This is a genomic window from Pseudonocardia cypriaca, assembly GCF_006717045.1.
Lineage (GTDB): Bacteria > Actinomycetota > Actinomycetes > Mycobacteriales > Pseudonocardiaceae > Pseudonocardia > Pseudonocardia cypriaca.
In genome coordinates, this window is sequence record NZ_VFPH01000001.1 from 2,378,276 (window position 1) to 2,393,614 (window position 15,339).

General features: G+C 71.8%; 13 protein-coding genes. 12 read left to right on the forward strand and 1 reads right to left on the reverse strand.

Annotated elements, in window-relative coordinates; translation table 11 throughout:
• Positions 1-94 precede the first annotated feature (94 nt).
• The 11 genes from FB388_RS11375 to FB388_RS11425 all read left to right on the forward strand — a co-directional run bounded on the left by FB388_RS11375 (position 95) and on the right by FB388_RS11425 (position 12,606).
• Complete coding sequence (locus FB388_RS11375) at positions 95-1,276, forward strand: cytochrome P450 (protein ID WP_246121825.1); 1,182 nt, start codon at positions 95-97, stop codon at positions 1,274-1,276.
• Positions 1,273-2,679: an MFS transporter gene (locus tag FB388_RS11380; protein ID WP_246121826.1), complete on the forward strand. Its 1,407-nt coding sequence runs from the start codon at positions 1,273-1,275 to the stop codon at positions 2,677-2,679. Before FB388_RS11375 ends, FB388_RS11380 begins: the two co-directional genes overlap by 4 nt.
• A gap of 23 nt (positions 2,680-2,702) precedes the next feature.
• Positions 2,703-3,470, forward strand: coding sequence for an SDR family NAD(P)-dependent oxidoreductase (locus tag FB388_RS11385; RefSeq protein WP_142100139.1), 768 nt, complete (start codon positions 2,703-2,705; stop codon positions 3,468-3,470).
• A complete protein-coding gene (locus FB388_RS11390; protein ID WP_142100141.1) occupies positions 3,467-4,873 on the forward strand; it encodes a sodium:solute symporter family protein in 1,407 nt (468 codons plus the stop codon). The genes FB388_RS11385 and FB388_RS11390 overlap by 4 nt, the downstream gene beginning before the upstream one ends.
• Positions 4,870-6,255, forward strand: a complete 1,386-nt coding sequence (locus FB388_RS11395; protein WP_142100143.1) for a UbiD family decarboxylase — start codon at positions 4,870-4,872, stop codon at positions 6,253-6,255. Before FB388_RS11390 ends, FB388_RS11395 begins: the two co-directional genes overlap by 4 nt.
• Positions 6,248-6,844 (forward strand): UbiX family flavin prenyltransferase, encoded by a 597-nt coding sequence (locus tag FB388_RS11400; RefSeq protein WP_142100146.1) that lies wholly within the window; start codon positions 6,248-6,250, stop codon positions 6,842-6,844. The genes FB388_RS11395 and FB388_RS11400 overlap by 8 nt, the downstream gene beginning before the upstream one ends.
• Positions 6,841-7,473, forward strand: coding sequence for a VOC family protein (locus tag FB388_RS11405; RefSeq protein ID WP_142100148.1), 633 nt, complete (start codon positions 6,841-6,843; stop codon positions 7,471-7,473). Before FB388_RS11400 ends, FB388_RS11405 begins: the two co-directional genes overlap by 4 nt.
• 18 nt (positions 7,474-7,491) lie before the next feature.
• On the forward strand, positions 7,492-8,475 hold the full coding sequence (locus tag FB388_RS11410) for an LLM class flavin-dependent oxidoreductase (protein ID WP_142100150.1): 984 nt from the start codon (positions 7,492-7,494) through the stop codon (positions 8,473-8,475).
• A gap of 302 nt (positions 8,476-8,777) precedes the next feature.
• Entirely contained in the window at positions 8,778-10,271 is a 1,494-nt protein-coding gene (locus FB388_RS11415) for an MFS transporter (protein WP_142100153.1), read from the forward strand.
• A gap of 56 nt (positions 10,272-10,327) precedes the next feature.
• Positions 10,328-11,584, forward strand: a complete 1,257-nt coding sequence (locus FB388_RS11420) for an aromatic ring-hydroxylating dioxygenase subunit alpha (protein WP_142100156.1) — start codon at positions 10,328-10,330, stop codon at positions 11,582-11,584.
• 11 nt (positions 11,585-11,595) lie between these two features.
• Positions 11,596-12,606 (forward strand): PDR/VanB family oxidoreductase, encoded by a 1,011-nt coding sequence (locus tag FB388_RS11425; RefSeq protein ID WP_142100158.1) that lies wholly within the window; start codon positions 11,596-11,598, stop codon positions 12,604-12,606.
• Between the two features lie 163 nt (positions 12,607-12,769).
• On the opposite strand, the gene FB388_RS11430 is transcribed toward FB388_RS11425, so the two are convergent.
• Positions 12,770-13,672: an alpha/beta hydrolase gene (locus tag FB388_RS11430; RefSeq protein WP_142100160.1), complete on the reverse strand. Its 903-nt coding sequence runs from the start codon at positions 13,670-13,672 to the stop codon at positions 12,770-12,772.
• Between the two features lie 141 nt (positions 13,673-13,813).
• Between FB388_RS11430 and FB388_RS11435 the strand changes: the two genes are divergently transcribed.
• Positions 13,814-15,118, forward strand: coding sequence for a serine hydrolase domain-containing protein (locus FB388_RS11435; RefSeq protein WP_246121827.1), 1,305 nt, complete (start codon positions 13,814-13,816; stop codon positions 15,116-15,118).
• Positions 15,119-15,339: the final 221 nt, after the last annotated feature.

Consider the following 15,339-nt stretch of genomic DNA (forward strand, 5'->3'; position numbering starts at 1 on the left):
CGCGTGCGGGCTATGCCTCCCATTGCGGATCGGACGTACCTTCCAGACCGTCCGGATCGTACCGTTGCAGGAGTTCGAGTGGAGGTGAGCCGGCGTGGGCGAGAACGGACAGCGTGGTCCTGTCTTCGATCCGCATTCCCCGGACCTGTCGCCGGAGCGCGCGTACCGGCTGTACGCGGAGCTGCGTTCCGGCTGCCCGGTCTCCCGGGGCGAGCAGTACGGCGGGTACTGGGCGGTGTCCCGGTACGCCGACGTGAAGGCGGTGGCGAGCGACCACGCCACCTACTCCTCGACGGGCGGCGTGTACGTGCCGGCGGTGTCGGACCACCGCTTCCCGCCGATCGACTACGACCCGCCCGAGCACAGCGCGTTCCGGCGGCTGATCGCCCCGCTGACCAGCGGGGCGGCGGCGAAGGCGCTGGAACCGCGCATCCGGGCGACCGTGAACGAGCTCGTCGACGGGTTCGTCGACCGGGGGTCGGCCGAGCTGGTCGAGGAGCTGGCGATCCCGCTGCCGCTGGACGTCATCACCCAGCTCTACGGCCTCGAGGCCCGGCACACCGAGGACATCCGCGGCTACTCGCTCGAGTTCCTCCAGCACGCCTCCGGCCCGGAGGGCCGCGACGTGATCGAGCGGGTCTGCCGGTACTGGATCGACCTGTTCGAGGACCGCAGGGCCAACCCGCGCGACGACTTCGTCACCGGCCTCGTGCGGGCCAACGAGGAGGACGGCCTCGGCGCCGACGACGAGACCCTCGCGAACATGATGTTCATCCTGACCTACGCGGGGCACGACTCCACCGCGCTCGGGCTGTCGAACACGCTGCTGCACCTCGCCGAGCACCCGGACGTGCAGCAGCGGCTCATCGACGAACCGACGCTGGTCACGAGCACGATCGACGAGGTCCTGCGCTACGAGACGCCCCTGCACTGGTTCCCCCGACGGCTCACCGCCGACGCGTGCCTGGCCGGCGAGCAGATGAAGGCGGGGGAGCGGGTGATCCTGCTGTTCGCGTCGGCCAACCGGGACCCCGAGGCGTTCGACCGGCCGGACGAGGTCGTGATCGACCGTAGGCCGAACCGGCACCTGGCGTTCGGTGCGGGCATCCACACCTGCCCGGGCATGGCGCTGGCGAAGCTCGAGATCCGCGCCGCGGTGGAGGAGGTCCTGCGCCGGATCCCGGGCTTCCGCGTGGCGGGCGAGGTGGAGCGCACCGACCCCCTCGAGGGCGGCGGGCGCCACCTCGGCGTGCGCCGGCTGCCCGTGACCTGGTGAACCCCGACGTGACCCCACCGGAGGACTTCGTGACCAGCGCCAGCACCCCCGCCGCCCCAACGCGGCGGCAGATGATCACGGCGGGCGGTGCCTCCGTGGTCGGCTTCGGGTTCGACCTGTTCGACCTGTTCATCCTGCTCTACGTCGCCTCGACGGTGGGGCCGCTGTTCTTCCCGTCGTCCAGCCCGACGCTGACGCTCGCCGCCACGTTCGCCTCGTTCGGCGTGAGCCTGGTGATGCGCCCGCTCGGCGGGGCGATCTTCGGGCGCTACGCCGACCGCAACGGCCGGCGCCGGACCTTGATCGTCACCGTCGTCGGCGTCGGCATCGCCACCGCGCTGATGGGACTGCTGCCCACCCACGCCGCCATCGGCGCCCTCGCCCCGGTCGCGTTCATCGCGCTGCGCCTCGTGCAGGGGCTGCTCGTCGGCGGGGTCGTGGCCTCCACCCACACGCTCGGCACCGAGACCGTCTCGGCGCGCTGGCGCGGCCTGGTCTCCGGGCTCGTCGCCGGCGGCGGCGCGGCGATCGGGGCGGTGATCGCGTCGCTGGTGTTCCTCGCCGTGTCCGCGGCCTTCCCCGGCGACCAGTTCGCCCACTGGGGGTGGCGGGTCATGTTCCTCTCCGGCCTGGTCGCCTCGCTGCTGAGCCTGCTGCTGTTCCGCTTCGTCGAGGAGTCGCCGGTCTGGCAGGCCGCCCGGACGGCGCCGCAGGGCGCACCGGCGCGCGCCGCGGACCTGTTCGCGCCCGAGCGGCGGGGCGTGCTGCTGACGAGCCTCGCGCTGGTGATCGGCGGCGGCGCGCAGTACTACCTCACGTCCGGGTACCTGCCGACGTTCTACGCCGGCATCAACGAGGTGCCGCCGGGGCCGCGCGGGCTGCTGCTGGTGTGGACCAGCCTCGCCATCCTGCCGGCCGCGCTGGTCGCCGGGCACCTGTCGGAGAGGTTCGGCAGGCGGCCGGTGTGCCTGGCCGTGGGCGCGGTGAACCTCGTCGCACTGCCGCTGCTGGTGCTGGGCATGGCCGGGTACGGGCCGACCGACACCGGCGCGCTGCTCGGCTACGGGCTGCTGCTGACCGTGCTCGCCAACGCCTCCTACGCCGTGGTGCCGATCTACCTCAACGAGCGGTTCCCCACCCGCCTGCGCGCGACGGCGACGGCGCTCGTGTGGAACGGCGGTTTCGCCATCGGCGGCCTGATGACCACGTTCGTCAGCCTGGCGAGCCCCACGATGGCCGACATCCCCGGCCGGCTCGCGATCTTCCTGGCCGCCTGCGTGGCGCTGTTCCTGGTGGGCGCCGCGCTCTCGCCGGAGACCCGCGGCGGCCTGGACCGCGACGGGGAGGCGGCGCCGGCGCCCGGCCCCGCAGCGGCGGCACAGCCCGGGAGCGCTCCCGCGTGATCGACCGGAAGGGGACCCGAGACATGGGATTCGACGGGACGACGGTCGTCGTCACCGGCGCCGCCGGCGGCATCGGCGGCCGCTACGTGCACGCCTTCGCGGGGGCCGGCGCGAACGTCGTCGCCACGGACGTGCCCGCGGCGTCCGAGGCGGGCGCGGCGCTCGCCGAGAAGGCCGGCGCGGCCGGGCCGGGCCGCGCGGTGTTCGAGCCCGGCGACATCACCTCCGACGACGACTGGGCGCGGGTGGTGGCGCGGGCCCGGGCTGAGTTCGGCGCGGTGCACGTGCTGGTGAACAACGCCGCGATCTACCAGGGCATCGCCGCGAAGCGCCCGCTCACGGAGCTGACCACCGACGACTGGGACACCGTCCTGCGGGTGAACGTGCGCGGCACGTGGCAGGGCATCCGGGCGGTGGCGCCCGCGATGCGGGAGGCCGGCGGCGGGCGCGTCGTCAACATCTCCTCGACGGTGGCGCGCATGGGCGCCCCCGGCTTCGCGCACTACGTGGCGTCCAAGGCCGCGGTCGACGGGCTCACCCGGGCCGCCGCCCGCGAGCTCGGCCCGGACGGCATCACGGTCAACGCGGTGGCGCCCGGTCTCGTCAGCGACGAGGCCACCCGCACCCTCAACACCGACGACTACATCGCCACGGCAGCCCGGGGCCGCGCGCTGGGCCGCGAGATGGTGCCCGACGACCTCGTCGGGGCCGTGCTGTTCCTCGCCTCGGCCGCCGGGGGCTTCGTGACCGGGCAGACGCTGGTGGTCGACGGGGGCGGGGTGTTCACATGAGCTCGACCTGGATCGTCCTGCTCATCGTCGTCGGCTACATGGCGGTGCTGGCCACCCTGAGCTACGTCGTGCGCCGCGCGTCGCGCACCTCGGAGGGTTTCGCCAGCGGCGGCCGGGTGTTCCCGGCGGTGCTGATCGGGTTCCTGCTGATGTCGGAGTTCATCGGGACCTCGGCGACGCTCGGCACCGCCCAGGAGGCGTACTCGGTCGGCATCTCGGCGGCGTGGAACGTCGTCGCGCTCGCGGTGGGCTTCGTCCTGTTCTCGTTCTTCGTGGCGCGGAAGTACAAGGCGCTGGGGGAGAACACGATCTCCGGCGCGCTCGCGCGGTTCTACGGCGAGGGCGTGCGCACCGCGACGTCGGTGATCATGACCTGCGCCCTGCTGATCGTGGCCGTCGCCATCTACGCCAGCGGCGGGGCGATCCTGTCCAACCTGCTGGGCATCGACCGCACCTGGGCGATCGTCGTCGTGGGCGTGCTCGCCACCGTCTACGTGGTGGTAGGCGGGATGCGGTCGGTCGTCTACACCAACGTGCTGCACGCGGTGATGAAGCTGGCGGCGGTGGCCGTGCTCGCCGGCATCGGCGTGTCGCGCGTGGGCGGGCTCGGGGAGCTGCGGGCGGCGCTGCCCGCGACCGCCTTCTCCGTCGACGGAGTCGGCTGGGGCCAGATCTTCGCCTGGCTGATCGCCGGCGTGGGCGCGATCTTCGCCACCCAGTACGTCGTGCAGGCGGTCACGACGGTCCGCGACCCCGGCCGGGCCCAGCGCGCCGGCTTCTACTCGGCGCTGATGCTGGTGCCGTTCGGGATCCTCGCGGCCGTCGTCGGCATGGTCGCCGCCGTGCTGTACCCGGGCATCGACTCGATCGACGCGCTGCCCACCCTCGCCGTCGACGTCCACCCGCTGGTGACCGGGCTCGTCATGTGCGGGCTGGTCGGGGCGATCCTGGGCAGCATCGCGGCGCTGATCATCGGGTCGGCGACGCTGATGCTCAAGGACTTCTACCGGCCGTACTTCAACCGGGCCGGCGACGACCGCAAGGACCTCGTCTTCCTGCGGGTCGCGACGTTCGCGGCGGGGGTCGTCCCGATCGCGCTCGCGCTGTTCGCCTCGAACGTGCTCGCGGTGACGTTCCTCGCGAAGTCGCTGCGGGCGGCGCTCGCCGTGCTCATCGTCCTGATGTTCTACCGGCCGGGGTACGGCAGCAGCCGCGGCGCGGTCGTGTCCATCCTCGCGGCGCTGGTGGCGACGACCGGGTGGTTCCTGGCCGGCGACCCGTTCGGGATCGACAACGCCTACGTCGCGGTCGCCTGCCCGCTGGTGATCATGACGGTGGTGCACCTGCTGCGACGGCGCCGCGCGGCACCGGACCGGCTCTTGGTCGGGGAGGAGGCGTCGTGAGCCCGCCCGTGGGCGCGACCCTGCGCGGCTGGCTCGACCACCTGCGGTCGCGGGACCGGCTCGCGGTGGCCCGGCCGGGCGTGGACCTGCGGTTCGGCGTCGCCGGGATCGCGAACCGCCTCGACGGGCGCAGCGCCACCCTCTTCCCGCGTCCGGGCGGCCACCCGGTCCCGATCGTGTCCGGGCTGCTCTCGGACCGCGCGTGGATGGCCGAGGCGGCCGGGGTGCCGCAGGACCGGCTGGTCGAGCGCTACCGCGCCGCGTGCCTGGAGCCGGTGCCCAGCCGCGAGGTCGACGGGGCCGCCTGCCAGCAGGTGGTGCGCAAGGACGTCGACCTCACCGCGATGCTGCCGATCCCCACCCACAACGAGCACGACCACGGCGCCTACATCACGGCGGGCCTGCTCATCGCGCGCCGGCCCGACACGGGCGTGCAGAACGTCTCGATCCACCGCCTCCAGGTGAGCGGGCCGGCCCGGCTGGGCGCGCTGCTGCTGCCCCGGCACACGCTGGCGTTCTTCCGGGAGCAGGAGTCCGAGGGCGCGGATCTGGAGATCGCCGTGGTGATCGGGGTGGACCCGCTCACGCTGATGGCGTCGCAGGCCATCGTCCCGATCGACCACGACGAGCTGGAGATCTCCGGGGCGCTGCGCGGCGAGCCGCTGCCCGTCGTCCGCTGCGTGACGAACGAGGTGCGGGTGCCCGCCGACGCCGAGATCGTGCTGGAGGGCCGGCTGCTCGCGCGGGTGCGCGAGCCGGAGGGGCCGTTCGGCGAGTTCCCGCAGTACTACGGGCAGCGGGCGGAGCGGCACGTTGTCGAGATCGACGCGCTGACGTCCCGCGAGTCGCCGATCTTCCACACGATCGTCGGCGGCGGCCTGGAGCACCTCCTGCTCGGCGGCATCCCGCGGGAGGCGTCCTTCCTGGCCGGGCTGCGCCGCAGCTTCCCGTGCGTGCGCGACGTGCACCTCTCGCGCGGGGGCACCTGCCGCTACCACCTCTACGTCCAGGTGGAGCGGCCCGCGCCGGGCGAGGCGAAGAACGTCATCCTGGGCGCGCTCGGCACCCACTACGACATCAAGCACGTCACGGTGGTCGACACGGACGTCGACGTGCACGACCCGACCGAGGTGGAGTGGGCCGTGGCCACGCGCTTCCAGGCCGACCGCGACCTCGTCGTCGTGTCCGGCAGCCAGGGCTCGAAGCTCGACCCGTCCACCGCCGATGGCGTCGGCGCCAAGATGGGCATGGACGCCACCGTCCCCGTGGACGCCGAGCCGATGACGTTCACGCGGATCGCCGTGCCCGGGGAGCGGGAGCTCGACATCGACGCCCTCACCGCGCCCGCGCCCCCCGACTGGCTGGAGGCGAGCCGTGGCTGAGCCCCGGTTGATCGTGGGGATCTCGGGAGCGTCCGGCATCACCTACGGGGTGCGGCTGCTGGAGCTGCTGCGCCCCACCCCGGTGCAGACCCACCTCGTCGTCAGCAAGTCGGCGCGCATGACGCTCGCCTACGAGACCGACATGTCCGTCGCCGACCTCACCGCGCTCGCCGACGTCTGCCACTCCAACACCGATCTGGGCGCGCCCATCTCCAGCGGCTCGTTCCGGACGCTCGGGATGGTGGTGGCGCCCTGCTCGGTGAAGTCGATGTCGGAGATCGCGTCCGGGGTGACGACCAGCCTGCTCGCGCGGGCCGCCGACGTGGTGCTCAAGGAGCGGCGCCGGCTGGTGCTGATGGTCCGGGAGACCCCGCTGCACCGAAACCACCTGCGCACCATGGCCGAGCTGACGGAGCTGGGCGCGGTGATCGCGCCGCCGGTGCCCGCGTTCTACGCCCGCCCGGCGACCCTGGAGGAGATGGTGGACCACACCGTCGGGCGGGTGCTCGACCTGTTCGACCTCGACCTCGACCTCGACCTGGGCGTCGTGCGGCGGTGGGGCGAGACCCCGGCCGAGGTGGCGCCGTGATCGAGCCCCGGCTGGACCACCTCGTCCTCGCGGCCCCCGACCTCGACGCGCTGGTCGCGGACCTCACCCGCCGCACCGGGGTGGCGCCGGTGCTCGGCGGCCGGCACGTCGGACGGGGCACCCGCAACCACCTCGTCGGGCTCGGCGGAAGCGCCTACCTGGAGCTCATCGGTCCGGACGACCTCGCCGCGCGGCCCCTGCCGGACGTCTTCGGCATCGACCGGCTCACCGGGCCGCGGCTCGCCGCGTGGGTGGTGCGGCCCGCCGACCTCGACGCGACCGTCCGCCGGGCCCGGGAGGCCGGTTACGACCCGGGCGACGTCGCGCCGCTCTCGCGCCGGACCCCGGACGGGCGGCTCCTGGAGTGGCGGCTCACCCCCAACCGCGGCGACCGGCTCGACGGCCTCGCACCGGCGCTCATCGACTGGCAGGACGCCCGCCACCCCACCGCCGACGGCCTGCCGCAGCTGCGGCTGGTGTCGTTGACCGGCCGCCACCCGGACCCGCCCGCCGCCCGGCGCGTACTGGCCGCCCTCGACGTCGCCCTGGACGTCACTCCGCCCGAGACCGGTGGCCCGCCGGGCCTGCAGGCCGTGCTCGACACCCCGCACGGCCGCATCACCCTCTGAGCGCAGGAAGGATCCTGGATGCCCCAACAGCGCACGATCGGGCTGACGCTCCCGCAGCGAGGCACGTTCTTCGACGTCCTGAGCCTGTCGGAGCTGGTCGAGACCGGCCACTGGGCCGACGAGACCGGTCTGTTCGACTCGGTCTGGATCGGCGACAGCCTGCTCGCCAAGCCGCGGCCGGAGGCGGTGGCGCTGCTCGGCTCGCTCGCCGCCGTCACCCGCCGGGTCACCCTCGCCGTGGGCTGCCTGGCCACGTTCCCGGTGCGCGACCCGGTGCTCTTCGCCGACCAGTGGGCCACGCTCGACCAGCTCTCCGGCGGGCGGATGCTGCTCGCGGTGTGCACCGGGATCGTCAAGCCCAACGAGGCCTCCGCCCGCGAGGGCGCGCTCTACGGCGTCACCGACGCCTCCCGGGCGTCCCGCATGGAGGAGAACATGGAGGTGGTCCGCCGCCTCTGGACGGAGGACGGCGTGACCGTCGCCGGCCGGTACACCTCGTTCGAGGACGTGACGCTGCGGCCCAGGCCCGTGCAGTCGCCGCCGCCGATCTACATCGCCTCCAACCCGGTGCCGCAGCCGCTCGCCACCCGCGCCCTGCGGCGGGTGGCGCGCCTCGCCGACGGGTGGATGACCACCCGCAAGAGCCCCGAGCACCTCACCGTGAACCTGCCGGCGATCAAGGAGTTCCTGGTGGAGGAGGGCCGCGACCCCGACGCGTTCGGCGTGGCGGCCTACCACAACGTCAACCTCGACCCCGACCGGGACGCGGCCTACGAGGAGAGCTACCGCTTCCTCGGCGAGTACTACGGCCCGGTCTTCAGCCCGGAGGCCACGAGGCACTGGACCGCCGCCGGCACCCCGGAGCAGGTGGCCGCCGACATCGAGCGGCTCTACGCCGACGGCGCCACCGAGGTGACCCTGCGGATCACCTCGTGGGACTGGCGCCGGCAGCTCAAGGTGCTGGTGGAGGACGTGATCCCCCGGCTCGGGGCCGTGAGCTGAACCCGCCGCGCGCCCACGGCCCCAGCTGAGCTGGTGCTCAGGTGTGCCCGCGACCCGGCCCCACGCGACGGCCTCGGCGCGCGCAGCCTCGACCCGAGAGATGGTCACGAACTGCCGCTGGAGCACTACGTGTGAGCACGGAGTGCCGCTGCGCCCTTCGGTGGATTTTCGTGCCGTCGCCCCCGTTCCGCGTTACTCGGGTGGTAGCCGGGTTATCCGCTGGTCAGGAGAAGCGACAACGCGCAGATCCATATCCCCACCGTCGGTCCGGCGACGGCGGCGGAACTCCGCGAGGAGGAGCGATGACGACCGGGAGCTTCGAGGGCGAAACCGCCCAGAACGAGGAGCTGCTCGAGGCAGGCCGCGAAGGTCACCCGCTCGTTCCCTACAAGGCCCTGTGGTCGGTCCTGCTGCTCGGGTGGGTCGTCAGCTACGCCGACCGGACGCTGACGGGCCCGGTGATCGCGTGGATGATCCAGAACAAGGCGGGTTTCATCGGGGATGCGGCCAACCCGGCGACGCTGGGCGGGCTCGTCGGGTCGATGTTCTTCCTCGGTTACATGCTGACGCAGTACCCGGGTGGGCGGCTGGGTGACCGCTTCGGCCATCGCGAGATGATCATCGTGTCGTTGCTGGCGGCCTGCGTGATGACGATCGTGTCGGGCCTGGTCGCGGGGCTCGTGGCGTTCGTCGCCGCCCGCGTGCTGACGGGCCTCGGCGAGGGCGTCTTCTACTCCAACGACCGCACTCTGATCATCAACCACACCCCGGTCGCGAAGCGCACGCTCGGGCTGGGCGTGGTGATCGCCGGCCTCTCCGTCGGCCTCACGGTGGGAATCATCCTCACCCCGATACTGATCAACTGGGGAACGTCGCTCGGGATGGGCGGTGACGCCTGGCGGATGCCGTTCTTCGCCTTCGCCGCGCTGACGTTCGTCGTCATCGTGATCGCGTTCGCGTTCTTCCGGGCGAAGCTCGGCGGGGCGATGCGGCTCGGCCCGCCGTTCCTGCGGCTGCTGCTGTTCTCGGCGCCGACGTTCGTCGTGATCGTCGGACTGTTCCTGCTGGCCGAGACCCTCCGGTGGCCGGAGTGGCTCACCGCGTCCGTCGCCTCGCTCATCGCGCTGGTCTACATCCTGGTCATCGTGCGCGGGGTGCAGCGGTCCGGCCGCGGTCCCGCGCTGCTCAACCGGAACATCTGGCTGGTCTACATCGCCTACATCGCGATCCTGTGGAACCTGTGGTTCTTCAGCTTCTGGTCCGTGCAGATCGTCCGGGAGGCGGCGGAGAGCAGCCTGGTCGCGGCCGCGCTGACCGCGGCGTTCAACGCCGGCGCCGGAATCCTCGGCTTCCCGGCCGGTGGGTGGCTGGCCGACTGGGCCGTCCGCACCGGCCGGGGCCGCAAGCCGCTCGCCCTGATCTGCACCGCGGTCTACTCGGTGCTCGTCCTCATATTCGGATGGAGCATCTCCGGCGGCGGGGCGCCGTCGCTGGCGCTGCTGGGGCTGCTGCTGTTCACCTCGGGAGTCTTCTTCAACGCGCTGCAGCCGATCGTGCAGGGCATGACCGGGGACATGGTGCCGGCGAGCGAGCGCGGCTCGGCCTTCGGGATGCTGAACCTGATCTCCGAGATCGGGGCCGTGCTGAGCCCCGTGGTGAGCGGGATCCTGCGCGACGCCACCGGCAGCTGGGCGCCCGGCGTCTACGTGGCCGCCGGGATCATGATCGTTTCCTTCTTCCTCTACCTACCGGTCAAGGAGGCGCCCGCACACCACGAGGACCCGATTCCGGCCTAGCGCCCCTGACCTGACCCGCACCACGAGAGAACGGGCCCATCGAGGAGACCGACGACATGTCCCGACCCGACGAGCAGACCGGCCACGCCACATTCCGGGACTTCCCCCTGAACGCCTGGTACGCGGCGGCATGGGATCACGAGGTGGGCCGCAACCTGATGGCCAGGACGGTCGCGAACCGGCCCATCGTGTTCTACCGGACGACCGGCGGGCGGCCCGTCGCGCTCGCCGACGCCTGCTGGCACCGGCTGGCGCCGCTCTCGATGGGCCGGCTGCGCGGCGACGACGAGATCCAGTGCGGCTACCACGGCATCTGCTTCGACGCGGACGGCCGCGCGACCTTCATGCCCGCCCAGGACACGATCAACCCCAGCGCCACCGTGCACTCCTACCCGGTCGTGGAACGCCACCGCTACGTCTGGGTGTGGCCGGGCGACCCGGCGCTGGCCGACCCCGCCCTCGTCCCCGACCTGTACTGGAACGAGCACCCCGAGTGGGCGGGTGACGGCAGGACGATCCACGTCAACTGCAGCTACCAGCTGATCGTCGACAACCTCATGGACCTCACGCACGAGCAGTTCGTGCACGGATCGAGCATCGGGCACGAGTCGCTGTCGGAGTCCGACTTCGACGTCACCCACGGCGACCGGACGGTGACGGTCACCAAGTGGATGCACGGAATCGACCCGCCGCCGTTCTGGAAACGGAACCTGCACGACCGCTTCCCCGACTACGAGGGCCCCGTCGACCGGTGGCAGATCATCCACTACACCGCGCCCTCGACGATCGCGATCGACGTCGGCGTGGCCAAGGCCGGCACCGGCGCTCCCGAGGGGGACCGCAGCCAGGGCGTCACCGGCACGGTGATCAACACGATGACCCCCGAGACCGACCGCACCTGCTTCTACCTGTGGGCGTTCGCTCGGGACTGGTGCCTGGACAAGCAGGTGATCACCACCCGGCTGCGCGAGGGCGTGTCCAATGTGTTCTTCGAGGACGAGCAGATGCTGGAGGCCCAGCAGCGCGGCATCGAGGCCAACCCCGGCTACGACTTCTACAACCTCAACATCGACGCCGGCAGCATGTGGACCCGGCGCATCGTGCAGCGGATGATCGCGGCCGAGTCGGGGACGGACGTCGAGAAGAGCTCCGACGACGCGGGGAACGCCGCGGTGTCGATGGGCGCTGTCACCAACGCGGCCAACGAACCGCGGCCGGCGGGTGGCGAGACCGGCCAGGGCGCGGAGATCGCGGGCGGCGTCGCCCGGCACCGCGAACGGCCCGCGGCGGGCCTCATGAGCCGCGGGTTGTAGCGGGGCTCGCGATGGGAGCCACGAGCCACAAGCGGTGGCGGCGGGCGCGGGTGCTCGACGTCTGCGACGTCGCCCGCGAGGTCAAGCAGGTCGTTCTCGAACCGGAGCACCTGGAGGCGCCCGCCCCGCCGGGAAGCCACATCGACATCGGCGTCTACGTCAACGGGCGGGCCGACGTGCGCTCCTACTCCGTCGTCGGGATGGGCGGCTACGGCACGGAGCTGGTCCTCGGCGTGCAGCTGGCGCGGCAGAGCCGGGGAGGCTCGGCCTTCATGCACTCCCTGCGGCGTGGCCGGGAGGTCTCGATAACCCAGCCGCTGCAGAACTTCCCGCTGACGTACGGGCGCTCGGGCTACGTGCTCGCCGCGGGCGGGATCGGGATCACCGCGCTCGTGGCCATGGGAAGGGCGCTCAAGGCACGCGGTGCGGACTACCGCTTCGTCTACGGCGCCCGCTCGCGAGACCTGATGGCGTTCGCCGACGACCTGGTGGCCGAGCACGGCGACCGGATGGAGCTGCGCATCGACGACGAGGGTCGATCCCTCGACGTGGAGGAGCTGGTGGCGAGCGTCCCCGCGGGCGGGGAGCTGTACGTGTGCGGCCCACCCCCGATGCTCGACGCCATCAAGGCGGCCTGGGCGAGGGCGGGCAGGCGGCCCGCCGAGTTGCGGTTCGAAACCTTCGGCAGCAGCGGGCGGTTCGCCCCTGAGTCGTTCACCGTGCGGATCCCGCGGCTCGGGCTGGAGACGATCGTGACCCACGACGTGTCGATGCTCGAGGCGCTCGAGGCGTGCGGCGCCGACATGATGTACGACTGCCGCCGCGGCGAGTGCGGCCTGTGCCAGGTGAAGGTCCTCGACATCGCCGGCGCCATCGACCACCGCGACGTCTTCCTCAGCGACGCGCAGCACGCGGCGGGAAACCGCCTGCAGTGCTGCGTATCGCGCGTCGTCAGCCCGCGCACCGCCGGGCTGGCGGACGCCGATGGTCGCCAGGCGGCCGTGACCATCGACATCCCGTGACACCAGGAGGGGAGGATGAGCAGGTACCAGGACTTCCACCTGGAGGATCGCCCACGCTGAGTGGCAGCGGTACCGGGCCGGTCGGGGAGCGTCCGAGAACCTGACCCCTTGACGATCCGTCAGGTCCGAGCGGGACTTGACGGATCGCCAAGGCCGGTGCTTGTCAGGCGCGGGCGAGGTGCTCGACGAACCAGTCACGGGCTGGGCCACTCGCTCCGGTGAAGCCGCTGGTGTAGGCGTCGAAGTGGCCGCTGGGCAGGATCACGAGCTTCTTGGGTTGTCGGGCGTGTTCGTAGGCGTCGATGGCGAGATGAGCGGGCGTGAGGTGGTCCTCACGGGCGACGATCATCAGCAGCGGGGTCGGAGAGATCCGGCCGATGTAGGCGCCGGGTTCGTACTCGCCGAGCATCTCGACGGTGCGCAGCGTCACTTCGTTGCGCCAGGCGGTCGCGCGTGTTTTGCCGGTCTCGGTGAACCACGCCCAGGCGTCGGGTGTCGGCAAGGCGGACGGCGCCAGCGGGTCCTCCGCCACGACGGGCACCATCGCGGGCGGGTCGCCGGCGAAGCGGGCCGCGCGGTCGGCGTCGAACTGCTCCCGGAAGCTGGCGCGGAAGTCTGCGCGGACCAACTCGGCGACGTTCGCCGACCCGCTGACCAGCGGGACCTGGGCGACGACAGCTTTCACCCGCCGGTCGATCGCTCCGACGACGAGCACGTGCCCTCCGGAGTAGCTCGAGCCCCACACCCCGATGCGCGTGCTGTCGACGTCGTCCAGCGTGCCGGCGTAGGTGATCGCGTGGCGGTAGTCGCGTACCTGCTGCCACGGGTCGATCTCCTGGCGCGGCTCGCCGTCGCTCGCGCCGAAGTTGCGGTTGTCGAACACCAGCGCGTTCAAGCCGGCCGCGGCGAAGACCTCGGCGAACGCATCGAGATACATCTCCTTCACCGCGGAGAACCCGTGGGCCATCACCACGGTCGGGCGGCGACCCGAGGTGCCCTCCGCCGGGTAGAACCATCCGCGCAATGTGACGCCCTCGGCGTCGAAAGCGATGTCACGCCTGGTCATCGCGCCTCCTCAGGTCCGATCGGCCCAGCCTGCGGCCTGTGACCCCGTCCGGTTCCCGATCCTGCTCCGCCCGCCGGACGCGTCAACCGCCATCCGAGCCTGGAGGCCGTGCGTTGTCGGTCAGATGCCCGGTGACGCCAGATGGCGGGCGTCGCGCTGCGGAAACTTCCGCGCGATCGTCGGTGTCGCGCCGGCCGGGCGGTGGGACGATTTGCATGCGCGTCTCGGGTGTTGCTTCTCGCTCGTCGACCTATGGAGGTCAGCATGAGCCCTGTCATCGACGGAAGCGCTGTCGACAAGGTCCTGCGGGAGGCGGTCGAGGCCGGCGCCGTGCCGCATGTCGCGGCGATCGCGGCGGACCGCGACGGGATCATCTACGAGGGCGGCGCCGGCGTACGCATCGTCGGCGAGAGCGGCGACCCGGTCTCGACATCGACGCAGTTCCGCATCATGTCGATGACCAAGATGGTGTGCACCGCTGCCGCCCTGCAGCAGGTCGAGCGCGGCGAGTTGGAAATGGAGGCACCGGTCGACATCTACTGCCCGGAGTTCGCCGACGTCCGCGTGCTGGAGGGCTTCGACGGCGATCATCCGAAGCTGCGCCCGGCCGGCAGCCGGGCGACCGTCAGGCAGCTGATGACACACACCACCGGCCTCGGCTACTGGTTCTGGAACGCGGACCTGGTCAGGTTCGAGAAGGTGACCGGCCTACCCAATGTGGTGCCGGGCTCGGCGGAGGCCTTCAAGGCGCCGATGGTCGCCGACCCGGGGACCCAGTTCGTCTACGGGATCAACACCGACTGGCTCGGCAAGGTCGTCGAAGCCGCCGCCGGGAAGACGCTCGACGTGGTGATCAAGGAAGGGATCACGGGCCCGCTCGGCATGGGGGACACGATGTTCCGCCTCGACGCGGCGCGCCTCGACAACTGCGTCACGGTTCACGTGAAAGGCGAGGACGGATCCTGGACGTCGGCCGGGGAGCTCTTGAACCAGGAACCGGACTGGTGGGCGGGCGGCCACGGCCTGTACTCGACGCCGCGTGATTTCATCCGCTTCGAGCGGGCCCTGCTGCGCGGTGGCGAGCTGGACGGCGAGCGGATCTTGACGCAGGAGACGGTCGACGCCGCATTCCGCAACCAGATCGGTGACCTGGACTTTCCCGCTGAGATCCCGACTGCCGACCCGGCAATCACGGACACGCTGCGGGTAGGACCCGGCTTCAAGTGGGGCTACGGCCTGTTGCTCAACACCCAGGACATCCCCGGGCGGCGGCGGGCCTGGACCGGCGCGTGGGCCGGGCTGTTCAACACGCATTTCTTCGTGGACCGCACCACAGGGGTGTGCGCCTCGATCTACACGAACTCACTGCCGTTCATCACCGAGCACGAGGCCTGGAAGCTGTACGGCGACTTCGAGACGGCGCTCTACGCCTCGCTCCGAGCTTGATCTTCAACCTGTGCGCTCCCGCCGGGTTCTGGTGGTGCAATGACGACCGCCGTGCTGTTGCGCTGCTGGGGCTCGGCGCGACCTCGGTGATCCCGACCACGGGAGAGGGGAGCCGTCGGCGCTACCCGAGGCCCAGCGCGGCGTCCCCCGGCGGTGCGGCACCGAAAGCGGGGATGGTTCACAGCGCCAGCATGATGGGCGCAGCAACGGCCTCCTCTGCA